The organism is Mycobacterium sp. 3519A, assembly GCF_900240945.1.
Classification (GTDB): Bacteria; Actinomycetota; Actinomycetes; order Mycobacteriales; family Mycobacteriaceae; genus Mycobacterium.
The window spans coordinates 1,506,651-1,523,960 of the sequence record NZ_OESG01000013.1 but is presented as its reverse complement, the minus strand read 5'-3'; the positions used below and the strand labels follow the sequence as shown (position 1 = coordinate 1,523,960).

Annotated in this window: 17 protein-coding genes; 7 read left to right on the top strand and 10 right to left on the bottom strand. The window is 67.4% G+C overall.

The features are described from left to right. Positions 1 to 4: 4 nt before the first annotated feature. The 6 genes from C1A30_RS15210 to pcaH are packed head-to-tail and all read right to left on the bottom strand — an operon-like array spanning position 5 to position 4,949. Positions 5 to 646 carry a 3-oxoacid CoA-transferase subunit B gene (locus C1A30_RS15210; protein ID WP_101949076.1) on the bottom strand — a complete coding sequence of 214 codons (642 nt, stop codon included), beginning with the start codon at positions 644 to 646 and terminating at the stop codon, positions 5 to 7. Next, the gene (locus C1A30_RS15205; protein WP_101949075.1) at positions 643 to 1,311 is read right to left on the bottom strand and encodes a 3-oxoacid CoA-transferase subunit A; all 669 of its coding nucleotides are present in this window, start codon (positions 1,309 to 1,311) and stop codon (positions 643 to 645) included. The genes C1A30_RS15210 and C1A30_RS15205 overlap by 4 nt, the downstream gene beginning before the upstream one ends. Beyond that, complete coding sequence (gene pcaC, locus C1A30_RS15200; RefSeq protein WP_101949074.1) at positions 1,308 to 2,453, bottom strand: 4-carboxymuconolactone decarboxylase; 1,146 nt, start codon at positions 2,451 to 2,453, stop codon at positions 1,308 to 1,310. Before pcaC ends, C1A30_RS15205 begins: the two co-directional genes overlap by 4 nt. Continuing rightward, entirely contained in the window at positions 2,450 to 3,652 is a 1,203-nt protein-coding gene (gene pcaB / locus C1A30_RS15195) for a 3-carboxy-cis,cis-muconate cycloisomerase (protein ID WP_101949073.1), read from the bottom strand. Before pcaB ends, pcaC begins: the two co-directional genes overlap by 4 nt. Beyond that, on the bottom strand, positions 3,649 to 4,206 hold the full coding sequence (gene pcaG / locus C1A30_RS15190; RefSeq protein ID WP_101949072.1) for a protocatechuate 3,4-dioxygenase subunit alpha: 558 nt from the start codon (positions 4,204 to 4,206) through the stop codon (positions 3,649 to 3,651). Before pcaG ends, pcaB begins: the two co-directional genes overlap by 4 nt. Continuing rightward, positions 4,203 to 4,949, bottom strand: coding sequence for a protocatechuate 3,4-dioxygenase subunit beta (pcaH, locus tag C1A30_RS15185; RefSeq protein ID WP_101949071.1), 747 nt, complete (start codon positions 4,947 to 4,949; stop codon positions 4,203 to 4,205). Before pcaH ends, pcaG begins: the two co-directional genes overlap by 4 nt. Positions 4,950 to 5,018: 69 nt before the next feature. Here pcaH and C1A30_RS15180 point away from each other — a divergent pair, with 69 nt between their 5' ends. Further along, positions 5,019 to 5,768: an IclR family transcriptional regulator gene (locus tag C1A30_RS15180; protein ID WP_101949070.1), complete on the top strand. Its 750-nt coding sequence runs from the start codon at positions 5,019 to 5,021 to the stop codon at positions 5,766 to 5,768. On the opposite strand, the gene C1A30_RS15175 is transcribed toward C1A30_RS15180, so the two are convergent. Then, complete coding sequence (locus C1A30_RS15175; protein ID WP_101949069.1) at positions 5,765 to 6,832, bottom strand: phosphotransferase family protein; 1,068 nt, start codon at positions 6,830 to 6,832, stop codon at positions 5,765 to 5,767. The genes C1A30_RS15180 and C1A30_RS15175 overlap by 4 nt on opposite strands. Positions 6,833 to 6,844: 12 nt before the next feature. Further along, on the bottom strand, positions 6,845 to 7,672 hold the full coding sequence (locus C1A30_RS15170; RefSeq protein ID WP_101949068.1) for a class I SAM-dependent methyltransferase: 828 nt from the start codon (positions 7,670 to 7,672) through the stop codon (positions 6,845 to 6,847). A gap of 102 nt (positions 7,673 to 7,774) precedes the next feature. On the opposite strand from C1A30_RS15170, the gene C1A30_RS15165 reads away from it, so the two are divergent. After that, the gene (locus tag C1A30_RS15165; RefSeq protein WP_101949067.1) at positions 7,775 to 8,449 is read left to right on the top strand and encodes a helix-turn-helix domain-containing protein; all 675 of its coding nucleotides are present in this window, start codon (positions 7,775 to 7,777) and stop codon (positions 8,447 to 8,449) included. 85 nt (positions 8,450 to 8,534) lie between these two features. Here C1A30_RS15165 and poxB read toward each other — a convergent pair whose 3' ends face one another. Beyond that, positions 8,535 to 10,271 (bottom strand): ubiquinone-dependent pyruvate dehydrogenase, encoded by a 1,737-nt coding sequence (gene poxB / locus C1A30_RS15160; RefSeq protein WP_101949066.1) that lies wholly within the window; start codon positions 10,269 to 10,271, stop codon positions 8,535 to 8,537. A 23-nt stretch (positions 10,272 to 10,294) separates the two neighbouring features. Then, complete coding sequence (locus C1A30_RS15155; protein ID WP_101949065.1) at positions 10,295 to 11,062, bottom strand: SDR family NAD(P)-dependent oxidoreductase; 768 nt, start codon at positions 11,060 to 11,062, stop codon at positions 10,295 to 10,297. 136 nt (positions 11,063 to 11,198) lie between these two features. Between C1A30_RS15155 and C1A30_RS15150 the strand changes: the two genes are divergently transcribed. The 5 genes from C1A30_RS15150 (at position 11,199) to C1A30_RS15130 (ending at position 17,310) form a co-directional block, all read left to right on the top strand. Then, positions 11,199 to 12,755: a molybdopterin-dependent oxidoreductase gene (locus C1A30_RS15150; protein ID WP_101949064.1), complete on the top strand. Its 1,557-nt coding sequence runs from the start codon at positions 11,199 to 11,201 to the stop codon at positions 12,753 to 12,755. Between the two features lie 102 nt (positions 12,756 to 12,857). Beyond that, the gene (locus tag C1A30_RS15145; protein ID WP_101949063.1) at positions 12,858 to 13,220 is read left to right on the top strand and encodes a glutamyl-tRNA amidotransferase; all 363 of its coding nucleotides are present in this window, start codon (positions 12,858 to 12,860) and stop codon (positions 13,218 to 13,220) included. A gap of 21 nt (positions 13,221 to 13,241) precedes the next feature. After that, entirely contained in the window at positions 13,242 to 14,789 is a 1,548-nt protein-coding gene (locus tag C1A30_RS15140) for an ATP-dependent DNA ligase (RefSeq protein WP_101949062.1), read from the top strand. A 92-nt stretch (positions 14,790 to 14,881) separates the two neighbouring features. Beyond that, complete coding sequence (locus C1A30_RS15135) at positions 14,882 to 17,173, top strand: carbon starvation CstA family protein (RefSeq protein ID WP_101950218.1); 2,292 nt, start codon at positions 14,882 to 14,884, stop codon at positions 17,171 to 17,173. Beyond that, the gene (locus C1A30_RS15130) at positions 17,119 to 17,310 is read left to right on the top strand and encodes a YbdD/YjiX family protein (protein ID WP_101949061.1); all 192 of its coding nucleotides are present in this window, start codon (positions 17,119 to 17,121) and stop codon (positions 17,308 to 17,310) included. Before C1A30_RS15135 ends, C1A30_RS15130 begins: the two co-directional genes overlap by 55 nt.

Here is a 17,310-nt window from a genome sequence, read left to right as displayed (position 1 = left end):
GCAGCTAACGCAATTCGATGCTCATCCGGTCTGCCAATTCGTCCATGCCGATGCCGAACGTCTCGCGCGCGCGCACCCCGGACTCCCCGATCTCGAAGATCGCGTAGTCGGTGTACACCCGCCGGACACACGCCAACCCGGTCAGCGGGTACGTACAGGCCGGCACGAGTTTGGCCGCGCCGTCCTTGGCGAACAGGTTCATCATCACGTAGACGCTCTTCGCGCCGATCGCCAAATCCATTGCGCCGCCGACAGCGGGGATGTCACCGGGTGCACCGGTATGCCAGTTGGCCAGGTCGCCGCGCACACTGACCTGGAACGCGCCGAGTACACAGACGTCGATGTGACCGCCGCGCATCATCGCGAACGAGTCCGCGTGGTGAAAGTAGGACGCGCCTGGCGTCTCCGTGACGGCGATCTTGCCTGCGTTGATCAGGTCAGGATCGATTTCGTCACCGGTTGCCGCACGGCCCATTCCGAGCATCCCGTTCTCGGTGTGCAGCACGATACCGGCGTCGGCGGGCAGGTAGTCGGCGACACGGGTGGGTTGGCCGATGCCGAGGTTGACATACGAGCCTGCCGGGATGTCGCGGGCGATGATGGCGGCGAGTTCCTCGCGGCCGAGCGGTTCGCCGTGCGCGCTCACCGGTGCACCTCCAGGATGCGGTCGACGAAAATGCCTGGGGTGACGACGGTTTCCGGGTCGATCGCACCGACGTCGACGACGTGTGACACCTCCGCGATGGTCAGCGTGGCCGCGGTGGCCATCACCGGACCGAAGTTGCGGGCGGTCTTGCGGTACACCAGATTGCCTGCCCGATCGCCGGTGTGGGCGCCGATCAGCGCGACGTCGCCGCGAATCGGATACTCCAGCACATAGTCCCTGCCGTCGATGGTGCGGACCTCCTTGTCCTCGGCCAGCAGTGTGCCGACACCCGTCGGGCAGTAGAACGCACCGATGCCTGCACCCGCGGCGCGCATGCGTTCGGCGAGGCTGCCCTGTGGCACCACTTCGAGGGCCACCTCGCCGCGCCGGTACAGGGCGTCGAACACGTGCGAATCCGATTGGCGAGGAAAGGAACAGATCACCTTGGACACACGCGCCACGGCCAGCAGTGCGGCCAGACCCGTGTCGCCGTTACCCGCGTTGTTGCTGACGATGGTGAGATCGCGGGCGCCCTGTTCGATCAATGCGTCGATCAGCGTGGTGGGCATCCCGGCCATGCCGAATCCACCCACCAGAACCGTTGATCCGTCGCGGATACCGTCGACCGCCTCGGCGGCCGACTCGCAGATCACGGTGCGACTCACGCGCCTGCCTCCTCGGCGAGCACCTTGTTCGCGATCCGAAACGCGGTGTTGGCGTCCGGCACACCGCAATAGATCGCGGACTGCAGCAGCACCTCCTTGATCTCGTCGGTGCTGAGGCCGTTGCGACGCGCGGCGCGCACATGCATCGCCAACTCTTCGTGGTGGCCGCGGGCCACCATGGCGGTCAACGTGATCATCGACCGGGCGCGGCGGTCCAGTCCCGGCCGCGTCCAGATGGTGCCCCACGCGTAGCGGGTGATCAGGTCCTGGAATTCGGCGGTGAACTCGGTGGTGCCCGCGATCGCGCGGTTGACGTGGGCGTCGCCGAGCACCTCGCGGCGTACCGCCATGCCCGCGTTGTAGACGGGATCCTTCGGTGCCAGGTGGCCGATGATCAGGCGGGCGATCCGGCCTGGGGCTTCCGCGGGCGCGAGGTGACCGACACCGTTGAGCACGATCATCCGACCGTCCTTGACGCTGGAGGCGATCCGTCCCAACAAATCAGGCGGCGTCGGAACGTCGTCGGCGCCGCCGATCGCCAGCACCGGTGTGGTGATCTCGCCGAGGCGTTCGGTGACATCGAACTCCGCCAACGCCTCACATGCTTGGGCATAGGACTCGTCGTCGGTGGCCCGCAACGCGCCGACGAGGGTGGCGACGACGTCGGGTCGCCGCTCGGCGAAACCGGCGCCGAACCAGCGCTGCGTCGCGAGTTCGACGACGGCGTCGGTGCCTGACGCGCGCACGGTAGCCGCCCGCGATGCCCAGTCCTCAGGCCTGCCGATGACCGCGCCGGTGCATGCCAACGCGGCCGTCGTCACCCGCTGCGGAGCATCGAGCAGCAGTTGCAGGCCGACAGCACCGCCGATCGAATTGCCTGCGTAGTGAAAGGCGCTGCGCGGCGCGATCTGATCGGCGAGCGCCAGCACGCCTGCGGCCAGGTCCGGAATCCGGAACCCACTCGCCGGGCTGCGGCCGTGTCCCGGTAGATCCCAGCCGACCACGTGCACATGTTCGGCAAGGAGTTCGGCGCAGGCGCCCCACAGTGCGGAGGCCGACGTGCCCACCGACGGTCCGAGCAGCAGCAGGGCGGCGCCGCGTGGTCCGCCGAAATCGGTGCCGACGAGTTCCGGCACGGTCATATCGCCTCCTTCAGGTGCTGGCGTGCGCGTTGCAGTGTCGCGTCGATCAGGAAGTCCGCCGCGCCGGTGTAGTTCGAAAGTGCGGGGCGCCCGGTCAATTCGGACATCGACCGCTGCTCGGCCCGCAGGTCACCCGCGGCCCTCAGGTTCGCCGCCGCGCGGTCGGTGTCGATCCGAAGTCCCTCGAGCAGTTCAGTGGTGTGGGCGGCGGCGACCGCCGTGCGTCGCGCGAGCGTGCGCATCGTGGCCCACTCGGTGTGCCACGCCCCGTCGGAGCGTTCGTCGACACTGGCCGCCGCGGCGGTGTGCAGGGTGGCCGCCAACGCGGGGGCGGCCAGCGCGGCCCGCCGAACCAGTATCGACAACACCGGATTGCTCTTGTGCGGCATGGTCGACGAACCACCGCCGCTGCCCTCGGCCAGCTCACCGATTTCATGCCTGCTGCCGGTCGCAATGTCGGCAGCGATGTGTCCCCATGCGTCGCAACATGTCACGAGCGCATCGCCGATGCGGGTGAGCACCGAACGGGTGGTGTGCCACGGCCCGGTGTACGCCAGATCCAGCGCCGCGGCGAGTCGCGTCGACAGCGATACGGCATCGGCAGGCGATCCGGTCAGTTCCGTCGTCGCGGCGAGCGTGCCTGCGGCCCCGCCCGCCTGGGCCGGCAGCGGGGGCAGTGCCGCGACGGTGTCCGCGGCGTCCAGCACCGCGGACAGCCAATTCGCGATCTTCATGCCGACCGTGCTGGGCAGCGCGGGCTGAGTCAGCGTGCGCGCCACCATCGGGTCACGTTGGTGGCGTTCGGTTAGCGTGATCAAAGTGCCTATCTGCGAGACGATTTCACGATGCACCGCCGACAGCGTATCCCGGGTGCACAGCATCAGCGCGGTGTCGATGACGTCCTGGCTGGTCAGACCGCGGTGCAGCCAGCGCGCGGGTTCGCCGCCGGTTCGCTGGCGCAGCACTGCGAGTAGGCCGGGCACCGGGTTGCCGTCGGCTTCGGCGGCGACGGCGATCGTCTCGGCGTCCCCAGCGGAGACGACGGCGGTCAGGTCGGCCCGCGCGGCGGCCGGCGCGACCCCGGCATCCACAAGTGCGGCGAGCCAAGCGCTTTCGACTGACACCAGCGCCATCAGCAACGCCGAATCGGTGAACAACGAACCGGCGCGGTGATCGCCCGGCCAGTACAGGTCGGTCATCGGTGTTGGCCCCGGTAGCGCAGGAACACCGTCTCGTCGGCGCCTTGCAGCCTGATGTCGAATCGCAGGCCGTGATCGTCAGGCACCGCGATCAGGGTGTGCCGCCTCTCCGGCGGCACCGAGTTGAGCAGTCCGTCGTACCCAAGCCGGTCGTCGGGTACATACGCACGGGTGAAGAGCCGGTTCAGCAGGCCGCGGGCGAACACTGTGACGGCGTAAAACGGTGCCGAATCGGGTTGCACCGGGCCGGGTTTGACCGTCGTGAAGCTGTAGTGCCCGTCGGCGTCGGTGCTTGCGCGCCCCCACCCTGTGAAGGTCCACCCGTCGCGTCGCAACGAACCCGCCGCCGTCGGCACCACACCGTTGGCGTCGCCCTGCCAGATCTCCACCAGCGCATCGGGCACCGCGGTGCCCGCGCCGTCGGTGACGACGCCGCGCAACCGGATGGCGCCGGGCGAGCCGGGCGGGACGAGTTCGTTGCCCCGGTCGAACGGCAGCGCATAGCCGAAGAACGGCCCGATCGTCTGGCCCGGCGTCGCGGTCATGGTGCTCATCGGGCGTCCTCGAACGGTGTCCCGGCGGCGCCGGTCAACACGATGTCCCACCGGTAACCGGTGGCCCATTCGTGGCTGGTGACGTCATGGTCGTAGGTGGCGACAAGCCGATCGCGGGCCTTCTGGTCGGTGATCGACTGGTAGATGGGATCCAATGCGAAGAGCGGGTCACCGGGGAAGTACATCTGGGTGATCATCCGTTGGGTGAAATCCGTTCCGAACAACGAGAAATGGATGTGCGCGGGCCGCCACGCATTGTGGTGGTTGCGCCACGGGTACGGCCCGGGCTTGATCGTGGTGAACCGGTAGGTGCCGTCGCCGTCGGTCAGGCATCGCCCGACGCCGGTGAAGTTCGGGTCCAGTGGCGCGGGATGCTGATCGCGTTGGTGCAGATACCGTCCCGCGGCGTTGGCCTGCCAGATCTCGACGAGTTGGCCGCGCACCGGTCTGCCGTCGCCGTCGACGATTCGTCCGGTGATCACGGTGCGCTCGCCGATCGGTTCGCCGGTGTGTTGGATCGTCAGATCCGCCTCGAGCGGGTCCACGTCGGTTCGGCCGAAGCACGGCGCCCACAGCTCGATCGCTTCCGGGTCAACCTGATGTAGGTCGTGATGCGGATGGCGCAGCGTACTGCTGCGGTACGGCGGATAGTGCAGCCGCGGTTGGGTTTCCTCGACGCCTGCCCGGTGATAGTCCGTGTGGATCGCCGCGATCTCCGCGGTGATCTCCGCCTGCCCTGTCATAGCCCGCACCGTACCGGCGACAACGCGCGGTATGAAGGTTAGGCTTCCACTCAGCGAAAGGGTGTTCAAATGGCCGGGAACACGTCGGTGCCGGGAGCGACCGTCACCTCCCGACTGCTGGCGGTGCTCGGCGCGTTCGGCGAGCACCACCGCAGCCTGACCCTGTCGGAGATCGCCCGGCGCGCCGATCTCCCGCTGCCAACGACTCACCGGTTGGCCCGCGAACTCGTCGCGGGCGGCGCGCTGGACCGTCTCGACGACGGCCGCTATGTGATCGGGCGACTGGTCTGGGAGGCCGGCTTGCTGGCGCCGGTTCAGGGCAGCCTGCGACAGGTGGCCGAACCGTTTCTGCACGACGTCTTCGCGGCAACGATGGCGACCGTGCATCTTGCGGTGCGCGACGGCGATGAGGTGCTGTACCTGGACCGGATGCAGGGCCGGGCATCGGTGCCGATCGTCAGCACCGTCGGCACCCGACTGCCCATGCACGCCACCGGTGTCGGGAAGGTGCTACTGGCGCACTCCCCCGCCGACGTCCGCGACCGGGTGCTGGCCGACTTGACGCGCATCACCCCGTACACCATCACCCGGCCTGAGCTACTCGAAGCGCAACTCGAGCGGGTTCGGCGCGACGGCGTCGCAACCACCACTGAGGAGATGTCGCTTGGCGCTTGCTCGTTGGCGGTTCCGGTGGTGCAGTCCTCCGACGGTGCCGTGGTGGCGGCGATCGGTGTCGTCGTCGCGACCCTCAAACGTGACAGGCAGCGGCTGCTCGGCGCGCTGCAGGTGGCGGCGCGCGGGATCAGCAGGCTGCTCTAGTCGACGCCAAAAGGACTGTCGCCCTTGGCCACCTGGGTGCCGACGTCGATCAGGTTCTGGGCGTTGGAGTGCAGTCGCTCGCCGGCGTCCCTGCTCGCCTGCCCGATGAGGTAGCGCGACCATGTGCCCTCGATGACGATGCCGAGTTTGAAGCACGCCATCGCGACATACCAATTGAGGCTTGATGTTTCGCGGCCGCCCGCGGCCAGATAGGCGTCCAGCAGTTCACGTCTGCTGGCCAACCCACCGAGCGCGGCGAGTTGCGCGCCTGCGGTGATCGTGTTGGTCTCCAGCGGCCAGCAGATCAACATCCAGCCGAGGTCCAGCAGCGGATCGCCGACCGTGCACATCTCCCAGTCGACGAACGCGGCCAACTCCGGCTTGTCGCGGCGCAGCAGCACGTTGCTCAGATGCGGGTCGCCATGCATGATGCCGGGCTTGCCGTCCGGCGGCCGGTTGGTCTCCAGCCAGTCCGCCAACTCGGTGACGGCCAGCGATTCGGGCGAATAGCGGTCGTGCCGATAGCTTTCCAGCAGCCGCAGGAACTGCGGCACCTGCCGTTGCAGAAACGAACCCGGCCGTTTCAACTCGGCGAGCGGACTGCCCTCCCACTCGACGTTGCCGAGTTGCGCGAGGCTGGCCGCATACGACAGGCTGACCCGGTGCCGCCAGTCGGCGTTGTCGACGTATGCCTGCTCCATGCTGTCGCCGGGATTGAAGCCGTCGACCTCTTCCATCAGATAGAACACCACCCCGAGCACGTCGAGGTCGTCGCAGCCCGCGATGAAACCCGGGTGCGGCACGGTGGTGCCCGCCAGCGTTCGCAGCGCCGCGATTTCGCGCAGCATGGTGTTGTTGCTCGTCGGCCGCGGATGCAGTGGCGGACGGCGCAACACCATTGGGCGACCGTCGACGTGCACCCGCACCACGATGTTCTGCGTGCCGCCGGTCAACGGTTGGACATCGGCGACCTCGGACCCGAGGCCCTGTTCTCGCACCCAGCGCTGCAGCGCAGCCTGGGCTTCGTCGGTCAGAGTCGGAAGCTGCTGGGCGTCGTTGGGCACACCGACATGTTGTCAGGCCTTGCGCGCCGTCACGAGCAGGTACTCCCATTCCATGGTGTTGTCGCCGTGCAGGACTGCGTCGCCGACGCGGGCGATCGCCTCGTCCAGTTCCGCCACCCGGTTCGCGTCACCCTCGATGTTGCGGTACGCCGCGATGGTGGGCCCGTAGGTGGCCTTGAAGTAGTCGCGGAACGCCGCGCCGTCGGCGAAGTGGTGCACGGGCAGCATCCGGCGTTCCATCTGCAGGTCGGTGACGCGGTCGCCGAACAGCTCGCGGACGTGGTCCTCCTGTCCCCACAGCGGCGGCGGTTGCGCACCCGGCGGCGGAGCGGGCATGTACGGCTTCATGGTCGAGAACAATTTGCCGATGTGCCCCTCGGGCGTCCAGTTGATCAGGCCGATCCTGCCGCCCGGTTTGGTCACCCGGACCAACTCGCCCGCTGCCAATTCGTGGAACGGGGCGAACATCACGCCGATACACGACATCACCACGTCGAACTCGTTGTCGCCGAACGGCAGTGCGTGGGCGTTGGCCTCGCGCCACTCGAGCTGCACACCCTGTTCGGCGGCGAGCGCGCGGCCGCTTTCCAACAGCTCGGGACACAGGTCGCTGGCGATCACGCTGGCTTTGGTCCGTGCCGCCGGGATGGCGGCGTTGCCGGTGCCGGCGGCGACGTCGAGGACGCGGTCCCCCGGACCCACTCCGATGGCTTCGACCAGCACGGGTCCCAGCGGGGCGACCAGGTCGGCGGCGAGTTTCGGGTAATCCCCCGACGCCCACATGGCGCGGTGTTTGGCGGCGATCTGGCTGTGGTCAACAGCCGCGGTCAAGTTGCTCATGCCTGACATCGTCGGTCGTCACATCGCGGCGAAACTAGTCACAGATCTGTACTGGGGCTGGTTCCATATCTGTACTGGGGTGCGGACCGGGGAGGTAACGCGATGTCCGGATACGGCCAGTTCTGTCCGGTGGCCAAGGCGATGGAGCTGCTCGACGAGCGCTGGACGGTGCTCGTCGTCCGGGAGCTGCTGCTGGGCAGCAGGCACTTCAACGAGCTGCGCCGTGGGGTGCCGAAGATGTCGCCCGCGTTGCTGTCGAAGCGGCTGAAGTCGCTGACCCGCGCGGGCGTCGTCGCGCGCGAGGAGGTCGACGGCCGGACGATGTACTCGCTGACCGAGTGCGGCAAGGAGCTCACCGACGTGGTCGAGGCGCTGGGCGCGTGGGGTGTGCGCTGGATCGGCGAACTCGGTGAGGAGGACCTCGATCCGCATCTGCTGATGTGGGATATGCGCCGCACCATTCCTATCGAGGAATGGCCGCGGACCCGCACCACGCTGGCGTTCCGCCTGGACGGGGTGGCGCCCAAGGCCTCGCGCTGGTGGCTGGTCGTCGCCGACGGCGAGGCTGATGTGTGCGATTTCGACCCCGGCCACGAGGTGGCGGGAACCGTGGAAACCAGCCTGCGCACGCTCACCCGGATCTGGCGCGGCGACACCAGTTGGCAACACGCGCTGCTCGACGGCAGCGTCGCCGTGTCCGGTCCGGCCGACGTGCGCAGGGCCATCCCGGGGTGGATCGGGCAGAGCGCGCTGGCCAGCGTGCCGCGCCCGGCCTGATTTCTCGTCCAGTGGCCACTTATCGCACGCCAATCGCGTCGAAGCGTGTCACAAGTGGCCACTCAACCGTCACGGGCGGTCAAGATCAGTCGAGGATGCGGCGCGCGACGTTGGTGGTGATCAGGTCGAGCAACTCGTCGCCATGGCCGGCCATGATGGTGCGGATCGCATACAGCGAGAACCCCTTGGCCTGCTCCACTGTGATCGCCGGCGGGATCGACAACTCCTGCCTGGCGGTCACCACATCGACGAGCGCAGGACCGTCATGTGCGAACGCGTCCCTCAACGCCTGCGGCAGCTCGGCCGGTTTCTCGACACGACGGCCGAAGATCCCCATCGCCCGTGCGACGTCGGCGAAGTTCGGGTTCACCAGATCGGTGCCGTAATTGACGATGCCCGCCGCCTTCATCTCCAATTCGACGAAGTTCAGCGACGAGTTGTTGAACACGATCACCTTCACCGGCAGTCGGTTCTGGATCAACGTGACGAGCTCGCCGAACATCATCGTCAGACCGCCGTCGCCGGCCAGCGCGACCACTTGGCGGTTGCGGTTGGCAGTCTGCGCGCCGATCGCGTGCGGCAGCGCACACGCCATCGTGCCGTGGTTGAACGACCCGACAAGTCGCCTGCGTCCGTTCATCTTCACGTAGCGCGCCGCCCACACCACAGGCGATCCGACGTCGACGGTGAACACCGCATCGTCGCTGGCAAGCTGATTGGCAAGTCCCGCAACATATTCCGGTCGGATGGGAGAACGGTCGCGGTCGTTGACGGCTAAATCGTCCAGCGTCTTGCGGGTCTTGCCGTAGTGGCGCAGCGAGCGGTCCAGATGCTCGCGCTGATTCTTCTGCCGCAGCAGCGGCTGCAGCGCGGCCAGCGTGTCCTTGACCGTGCCGACGAGGCCGAGTTCGAGCGGTACGCGACGGCCGAGGTTGCGGCCGCGGATGTCGACCTGAATCACCTTCGCGTGGTCGGGATAGAACTGCTGATACGGAAAGTCGGTGCCCAACATCAGCAGCGTGTCGGACTCTTTGATGGCCTTGTATCCCGACGCGAACCCGAGCAGACCGGTCATACCGACGTCGAACGGGTTGTCGTATTCGATGAACTCCTTGCCGCGCAACGCATGTACGACGGGTGCGTTCAGCGTCGCGGCCGCGGTCATCAACTCGTCGTGGGCGCCCTCGACGCCCGCCCCGCCGAGGATCGTGACGGCCTCTGCGGCGTTGAGGATGTCGGCCGCTCGGCGCAGCGACGCGTCGTCGGGACGCACCACGGACCTCGTCGGGATGACCGGCCGCGTCAGGAAGGCCGACGTCTCGGCGCGCTGCAGGAAGATCTCGCCCGGGATGACGACGACGGCGACACCGCGTTCCTCGATTGCGGCGCGCATCCCCATCTCCAGAATGCGCGGCGCCATCTCCGGGGTGCTGACGAGTTCCCGGTAGACGCTGCAGTCGCGGAACAGTTCCTGCGGATGGGTCTCCTGGAAGTACTCCGAGCCGATCTCGGTGCGCGGGATGTGAGCCGCGATGGCCAGTACCGGAACTCGGCTGCGCTGGGCGTCGAACAGCCCGTTGATCAGATGCAGGTTGCCCGGCCCGCAGCTGCCCGCGCAGACCGCGAGCTGTCCGGTGAGCGCCGCGTCGGCGGCGGCGGCGAATGCGGCCGTCTCCTCGTGGCGTACGTGCTCCCAAGTGATTTCACCGGATCGTCGAATCGCGTCGGTGAACCCGTTGAGGCTGTCCCCCGGCAGCCCGTACACGCGGCGAACGCCGCTGATCGACAGTGCTGAGATGATGTGATCGGCAACGGTCGCCACGTGGGCAGCGTAGCGCGGCTGCCCTACTTAGGAGCGAAACGTTGGCCCGCGTCCAGTCTCAGGCACTGGCCGTTGAGCATCGGGTTCTCGACGATCGCCGCGACCAGCTTGGCGTACTCCTCCGGCTTGCCGAGCCGCTTGGGGAACGCGGCGTCCTTGGTGAGCGCCTTGGCGAAATCGTCGGGGATGCCTTCGGTCAGTCCGGTGGCGAACAGGCTCGGCGCGATCGCGAGTGCCCGGATGCCGAGGCTGCCCAGATCACGCGCCATGGTCAGGCACATACCCGCGATCGCGGCCTTGGACGCGGTGTAGGCGACCTGGCCGATCTGGCCCTCGAACGCGGCGATCGACGCCGTGTTGATGATGACGCCGCGCTCTTCCTGCTCGTCGTCGACGAGGTCCTGCTTGCTCATCTGCCACGCCGCCAGCCGGCTGATGTTGAAGGTGCCGATCAGGTTGAGGTCGACGGTTCTGCGGAAGGACTCCAGGCTGTGCGGCCCGTCCTTCTTGACGGTGCGCTCGCCGATTCCGCCACCGGCGGTGGTCACGATGATGTGGAGGGCGCCGAGTGCGTCCACCGCCTGCTGCAGCACGGTCTCCGTACCGTCGAAGTCGGTGACGTCCACCTCGAAGAACGAACCACCGATGGCGTCGGCGACGTCCTTGCCCTTCGACTGCGGCCGATCCAGCACCGCCACACTGGCGCCGCGCTTGGCCAACAATTCGGCGGTCGCCTTTCCGAAGCCGGACGCCCCACCGACGATGACGGCCTTCTTGCCCTCGATCTCCATTCAGCTGCCTTTCCAAAAGGTGGTCAAACCGTAAAGGCAACTTAGCTCATCGCGCATTCGGTAAGGCTTTCGGGCGCACCGTCGCCGTCACGACTTCGTAAGGTCTGCCGCCGGGTCGCGCAGGTAGGTTTTGGCTATGTCCGAACCTGCGGCCGACAAGCGGATGATGGCCGGCATCGCGGCCGCTGCCGTCGCCCTCGGTGTCACCCAATTGATCGCGGTGGCGTTCGGCCCGCAGGCCGACGCGCGCACCGCGGTCGGGTCGGCGATCATCGACCTGACGCCGGGTCCGGTCAAAGAGTGGACGATTCAGACCTTCGGCACCGCGGACAAGCTCTTCCTGTCGGTCCTCATCCTCGGGGTCATCGCGCTCATCGCGGCGGTGACCGCGCGGTGGGAGACGCGACGCGTCCCGGTGGGCAGCATCGCCATCGTCGTCGCGGGCATCCTCGGGTGCGCGGCGGTGCTTTCGCGTGCGGGCGCGACGCCGGCAGACATCGTGCCCACTGTGATCGGCACGGTGTGCGGTGTCGCGGTGCTGCGGCTGCTCGTCTCCGGGCGGTTCGCCGACGCATCGGAGTCCGGTGACTCCCGCGACTCTGACGCCCCCGACCGCGGTCGCCGATTGTCGTTGGTGACGATGGGATTTCTCGGCGCCGGAGCGCTCAGCGGCGTCGCAGGCGTGGTGCTGACGCGGATGCTGTCGTCGGTGTCGGGTGATCGCAACTCCTTCGCACTGCCGCGCGTCGACGTGGCCGCCCCGCCGGTGCCGCCGACAGTGCAGCCCAAAGGTGTTGCGCTGCCGTCGTTTGTCACCAGCAACGCCGATTTCTACCGGATCGACACCGCGTTGACGGTGCCGCAGCTGGCTCGCTCCGAGTGGCAACTGAAGATTCACGGCATGGTGGACCGCGAGATCACCTTCCACTTCGAGGACCTCGACCGGTTCGACGCCGTCGAGAAGCTGGTGACCCTGACATGTGTGTCGAATCCCGTTGGCGGCGACCTCATTTCGAACGCCGCGTGGACGGGATACCGGGTGCGTGACCTGCTGGCTGAGGCCGGTGTGCATCCGGACGCCGACATGGTGCTGTCGACGTCGATCGACGGGTTCACCGCAGGCACACCTGTCGAGGCGCTCACCGACACGCGTGACGCGCTGCTGGCGGTCGCGATGAACGGTCAGCCGCTGCCCACCGAGCACGGCTATCCGGCCCGACTCGTGGTGCCCGGCCTGTACGGCTATGTGTCGGCAACCAAGTGGGTGGTCGACTTGGAGCTGACGCGGTTCGACGAGGCCGAGGCGTTCTGGACGCAGCACGGCTGGTCGGCGAAGGGGCCCATCAAGACGGAGTCCCGCATCGATGTGCCACGCAGCGGGCAGGACGTCGCCAAGGGTCCCGTGACGTTCGGCGGCATCGCGTGGGCGCAGCACCGTGGCGTGCGGGCGGTGGAGGTCCGCATCGACGGGCCGACCACGCAGGGCGCCTGGCAGCCCGCCGACCTCGGCGCGTCGTACTCCAACGACACCTGGCGGCTGTGGAGCTTCAACTGGCAGGCCACCGAGTCCGGCCTGCACACCATCACCGTGCGCGCCACCGACAACACCGGCGCGGTGCAGACGCCCGACATCGCCGACCCGGTTCCCGACGGCGCCACCGGGTGGCACTCGGTGCAGTTCGCGGTGCGGTAACCCGGTAGCTCCCGCCCCCCCCCCCCGAGTGACCGCGTCTGAACGTCGACACGCCGGAAAATCATGTGCAAATGCGGTCTCTCGCGCCTAGGTTGGCATGCCATGTCGCACGCAACTCTCTGGCGAGCCAAGCTGCGCGACGAGCTGCTTGCCGCACGAAAGAACCGGGACGCCACCCGCGTTTCGGCGTTGCGCTGCGCACTGAGTGCGATCGACAACGCCGAAGCCGTACCCGCCCTGCCGGACAGACTGTCCCGCGGCGCGATAGCCAACGCCGTCGCCGGACTGGGCGCCGCGGAGGCCGCGCGTCGCGAGCTGTCCGACGCCGAGATCCGCGAACTGCTGCACGGCGAGATCGACGAGCGCCTCGCTGCTGCCCGCTCCGTCGCTGCGACACACCCCGAACGCGCAACCACGCTGCACGCCGAGGCGGCCGTGCTGGCCGGGTTCCTGGGAGATGTCTGACGGCCGTGCCAGGCTGGGGCCGTGCAGCTGAGTGACGTGGCCGCCGCGTCGGCCGAAGTTGGCGCGATCTCCGCACGGCTGGCCAAAATCACCCGCATCGCGGACCTGCTGCGGGTGGCGGGCGCCGAGGGGGACCCCAAGCAGGTCGCGGTCGTGGTGTCCTGGTTGTCCGGCGAGCTGCCGCAACGCCAGATCGGGGTCGGCTGGGCGGCGTTGCGCTCGCTGCCGCCTGCGGCCGATCAGCCGACGCTGACCGTGCTGCAGGTCGATGCGGCGTTCAGCGAGATCGGCCAGGTCGCGGGCAAGGGTTCGCAGGCCCGTCGGGCCGGCCTGGTCACCGGACTGTTCGCCGCGGCCACCGAATCCGAGCAGACCTTCCTGCGCAGGCTGCTCGGCGGCGAACTGCGCCAGGGCGCTCTCGTCGGCGTGATGGCCGACGCCGTCGCAAAGGCCGCCGGCATCGCCGCACCCGTCGTGCGCCGAGCCGCGATGCTGGGGGGCGACCTGCCCGCGGTCGCGGCCGCCGCGCTCACCGGGGACGAAACCGCGCTCGACCGGTTCACCCTCAAAGTCGGACAACCCGTCGGCCCGATGCTCGCCCAGACCGCCACCGGTGTTCGTGAAGCACTCGAACGCCTCGGTGGCACAGGCGTTTTCGAGGCCAAGCTGGACGGTGCGCGGGTACAGGTCCATCGCGCAGGCAACGACGTCTCGATCTACACCCGCAGCCTCGACGACGTCACCGAACGGCTACCAGAGGTCGTCGAAGCGGCATTGGCACTGCCCGTCACCGACCTGATCGCCGACGCCGAGGCCATCGCGCTGCGACCCGACGGTCGGCCGCACCGATTCCAGGTGACCGCGTCACGGTTCGGCCGCTCGGTCGACATCGCGGCGGCCAGAGACGCACAACCGTTGTCGGTGTTCGTCTTCGACCTGCTGCACCTCGACGGTGAGGATCTGCTGGACCTGCCTGCCAGAGACCGGATCGCCGCGTTGGACGCCATCGTGCCGTCCGCCCACCGGGTGGACCGGTTGATCACCGACGACGCCGAGGCCGCGCAACGGTTTCTCGACGTCACCCTCGACGCGGGTCACGAAGGGGTGATGGCCAAGTCGCTTACCGCGCCCTATGAAGCGGGTCGGCGCGGCGCGGGTTGGCTCAAGGTCAAGCCGGTGCACACTCTCGATCTGGTGGTCCTCGCAGTCGAATGGGGGTCCGGCCGCCGCACAGGCAAACTTTCCAACATTCATCTCGGCGCGCGCGACCCCGCGACGGGCGGATTCGTCATGCTGGGAAAGACTTTCAAGGGCATGACCGACGCGATGCTCGAGTGGCAGACCGCCCGGTTCACGGAGTTGGCCGACGGGCCCACCGACGGCTACGTCGTCAAGGTGCGGCCCGAGCAGGTCGTCGAGATCGCGTTCGACGGCGTTCAGGGCTCGTCGCGCTATCCGGGCGGGATGGCTTTGCGATTCGCCCGCGTTCTGCGCTATCGGGACGACAAGAGCCCGGCAGAGGCCGACACCGTCGAGACTGTGCGCGCCCTGTATGAACGTGGGTCATAACCGAAGTGAAACCTGGGAATCGGCCCAACGCCGTTTCGTGCGGTGAAAGGATCACTGCACCGGGTAGAACAGCGATGTTTCAGGGAGAGACCGTGGCAACACCCACCGCCGCACCATCGGACCGCATCGAGGAGCAAGACGGCGACGTCACCTATATCCGCACCGAAAAGGATCTGCCGCCGGTAGCAATCATCGACCGGTCCCCGATCACCACCAAACACAAGATCATCTTCGGGATCGTCGCGCTGCTCGGCGCGATCGCGTGGGCGATCATCGCGTTCTTCCGCGGGGAGACCGTGAACGCGGTGTGGTTCGTCATCGCCGCGATCTGCACCTACGTGATCGGCTTCCGCTTCTATGCGCGGCTGATCGAAATGAAGATCGTGCGTCCGCGTGACGACACCGCCACCCCCGCTGAGCTTTTCGAAAACGGCACCGACTACATGCCGACCGACCGGCGGGTGCTCTACGGTCATCACTTTGCTGCGATCGCAGGCGCGGGACCGCTTGTCGGCCCCGTACTCGCGATGCAGATGGGCTATCTGCCCGGCACCATCTGGATCATCATCGGCGCCGTACTCGCCGGTTGCGTGCAGGACTATCTGGTGTTGTCGATTTCGGTGCGTCGACGCGGCCGCTCCCTTGGCCAGATGGCGCGCGACGAACTCGGCGCCATCGGCGGCGCCGCGGCCATCATCGGCGTGCTGGTGATCATGGTGATCCTGCTCGCGGTGCTGGCGCTGGTGGTCGTCGGCGCGCTCGCCGAAAGCCCGTGGGGCGTCTTCTCCATCGCGATGACGATTCCGATCGCGATCTTCATGGGTATCTACTTGCGGTTCCTGCGTCCAGGCCGGGTTTCCGAGGTGTCGCTGATCGGCGTCGCGCTGTTGCTGCTGGCCGTGGTCGCGGGCGGCTGGGTCGCTGAAACCTCGTGGGGTGCAGACTGGTTCACGCTGTCGAAGGTGACCCTGTCGTGGTGCATCATCATCTACGGGTTCTGCGCGTCGGTGCTGCCGGTGTGGTTGCTGCTCGCGCCTCGCGACTACTTGTCGACGTTCATGAAGGTCGGCACCATCGCGCTGCTGGCGATCGGCATCCTGTTGGCCCGCCCCATCATGGAGGCGCCCGCGATCTCCCAGTTCGCCACGAAGGGCACCGGCCCGGTGTTCGCCGGTTCACTGTTCCCGTTCCTGTTCATCACGATCGCCTGCGGGGCGCTGTCGGGCTTCCACGCGCTCATCTCGTCGGGCACCACGCCGAAGCTGCTGGAGAAGGAAAGCCAGATGCGGCTGATCGGCTACGGCGGCATGCTCACCGAGTCGTTCGTCGCGATCATGGCGTTGATCACCGCGGCCATCATCAACCAGCATCTGTACTTCGTGATGAATGCGCCTGCGGCGCAGACCGGCACCACCGCGCAGACCGCGGCTGACTACGTCAACGGTCTTGGCCTTTCCGGCAATCCGATCACCCCGGGCGAAATCACCCAGGCGGCAGAGGCCGTCGGCGAGAAGAGCATCGTGTCGCGCACCGGCGGGGCGCCGACGCTCGCGTTCGGCATGTCGGAGGTGCTGCACCAGGTGTTCGGCGGCCAAGCGCTCAAAGCGTTCTGGTACCACTTCGCGATCATGTTCGAGGCGCTGTTCATCCTCACCACTGTCGACGCGGGCACACGCGTCGCGCGGTTCATGCTCTCCGACGGTCTCGGCAATCTCGGCGGGCCGATGAAGAAGCTGCAGAACCCGAGTTGGCGTGTGGGCGCGTGGATTTGCAGCGTCATCGTCGTCGCCGCGTGGGGCAGCATCCTGCTGATGGGCGTCACCGATCCGCTCGGCGGCATCAACACACTGTTCCCGTTGTTCGGCATCGCCAATCAACTGTTGGCCGCGATTGCGCTGACGGTGGTCACCGTCGTGGTCGTCAAGCGCGGACTCGTGAAATGGGCGTGGATACCGGCACTTCCGTTGTTCTGGGATCTCGTCGTCACCTTGACCGCATCGTGGCAGAAGATCTTCTCCGCCGACCCGAAGGTCGGCTACTGGAAGCAGCACAGCATCTGCGAAGCGGCGCAGGCGGCGGGCAAACTGTGCCTGAGCGCCAAGACCCCGGCCGACGTCGACAAGATCGTCCGCAACACGTTCATCCAGGGGACATTGTCGATCGTGTTCGCGTCCGTCGTCGTCATCGTGTTCGTCGCCGGAATCGTCGTGGTGCTCAAATCACTTCGCGGCACGGCCACACCGTTGACCGAGGACGAACCGGTGCCGTCGCGGATCTTCGCGCCATCGGGCCTCATTCCCACCAAGCCGGAACGGGAGGTGCAAAAGCAATGGGACGCGCTACCGAAGTCGCACGCCAGATCGGTTGGTACTGGGGCACATTGATGGGTGACAACCATTACCGGCGCTACGTCGAGCATCGCAGGCGTACGCACCCGGGCGAACCGGTGATGTCCGAGCGGGAGTATTGGCGGATGCGGCACGACGCGACGGAGTCGAACCCCAACCCGCGCTGCTGCTAG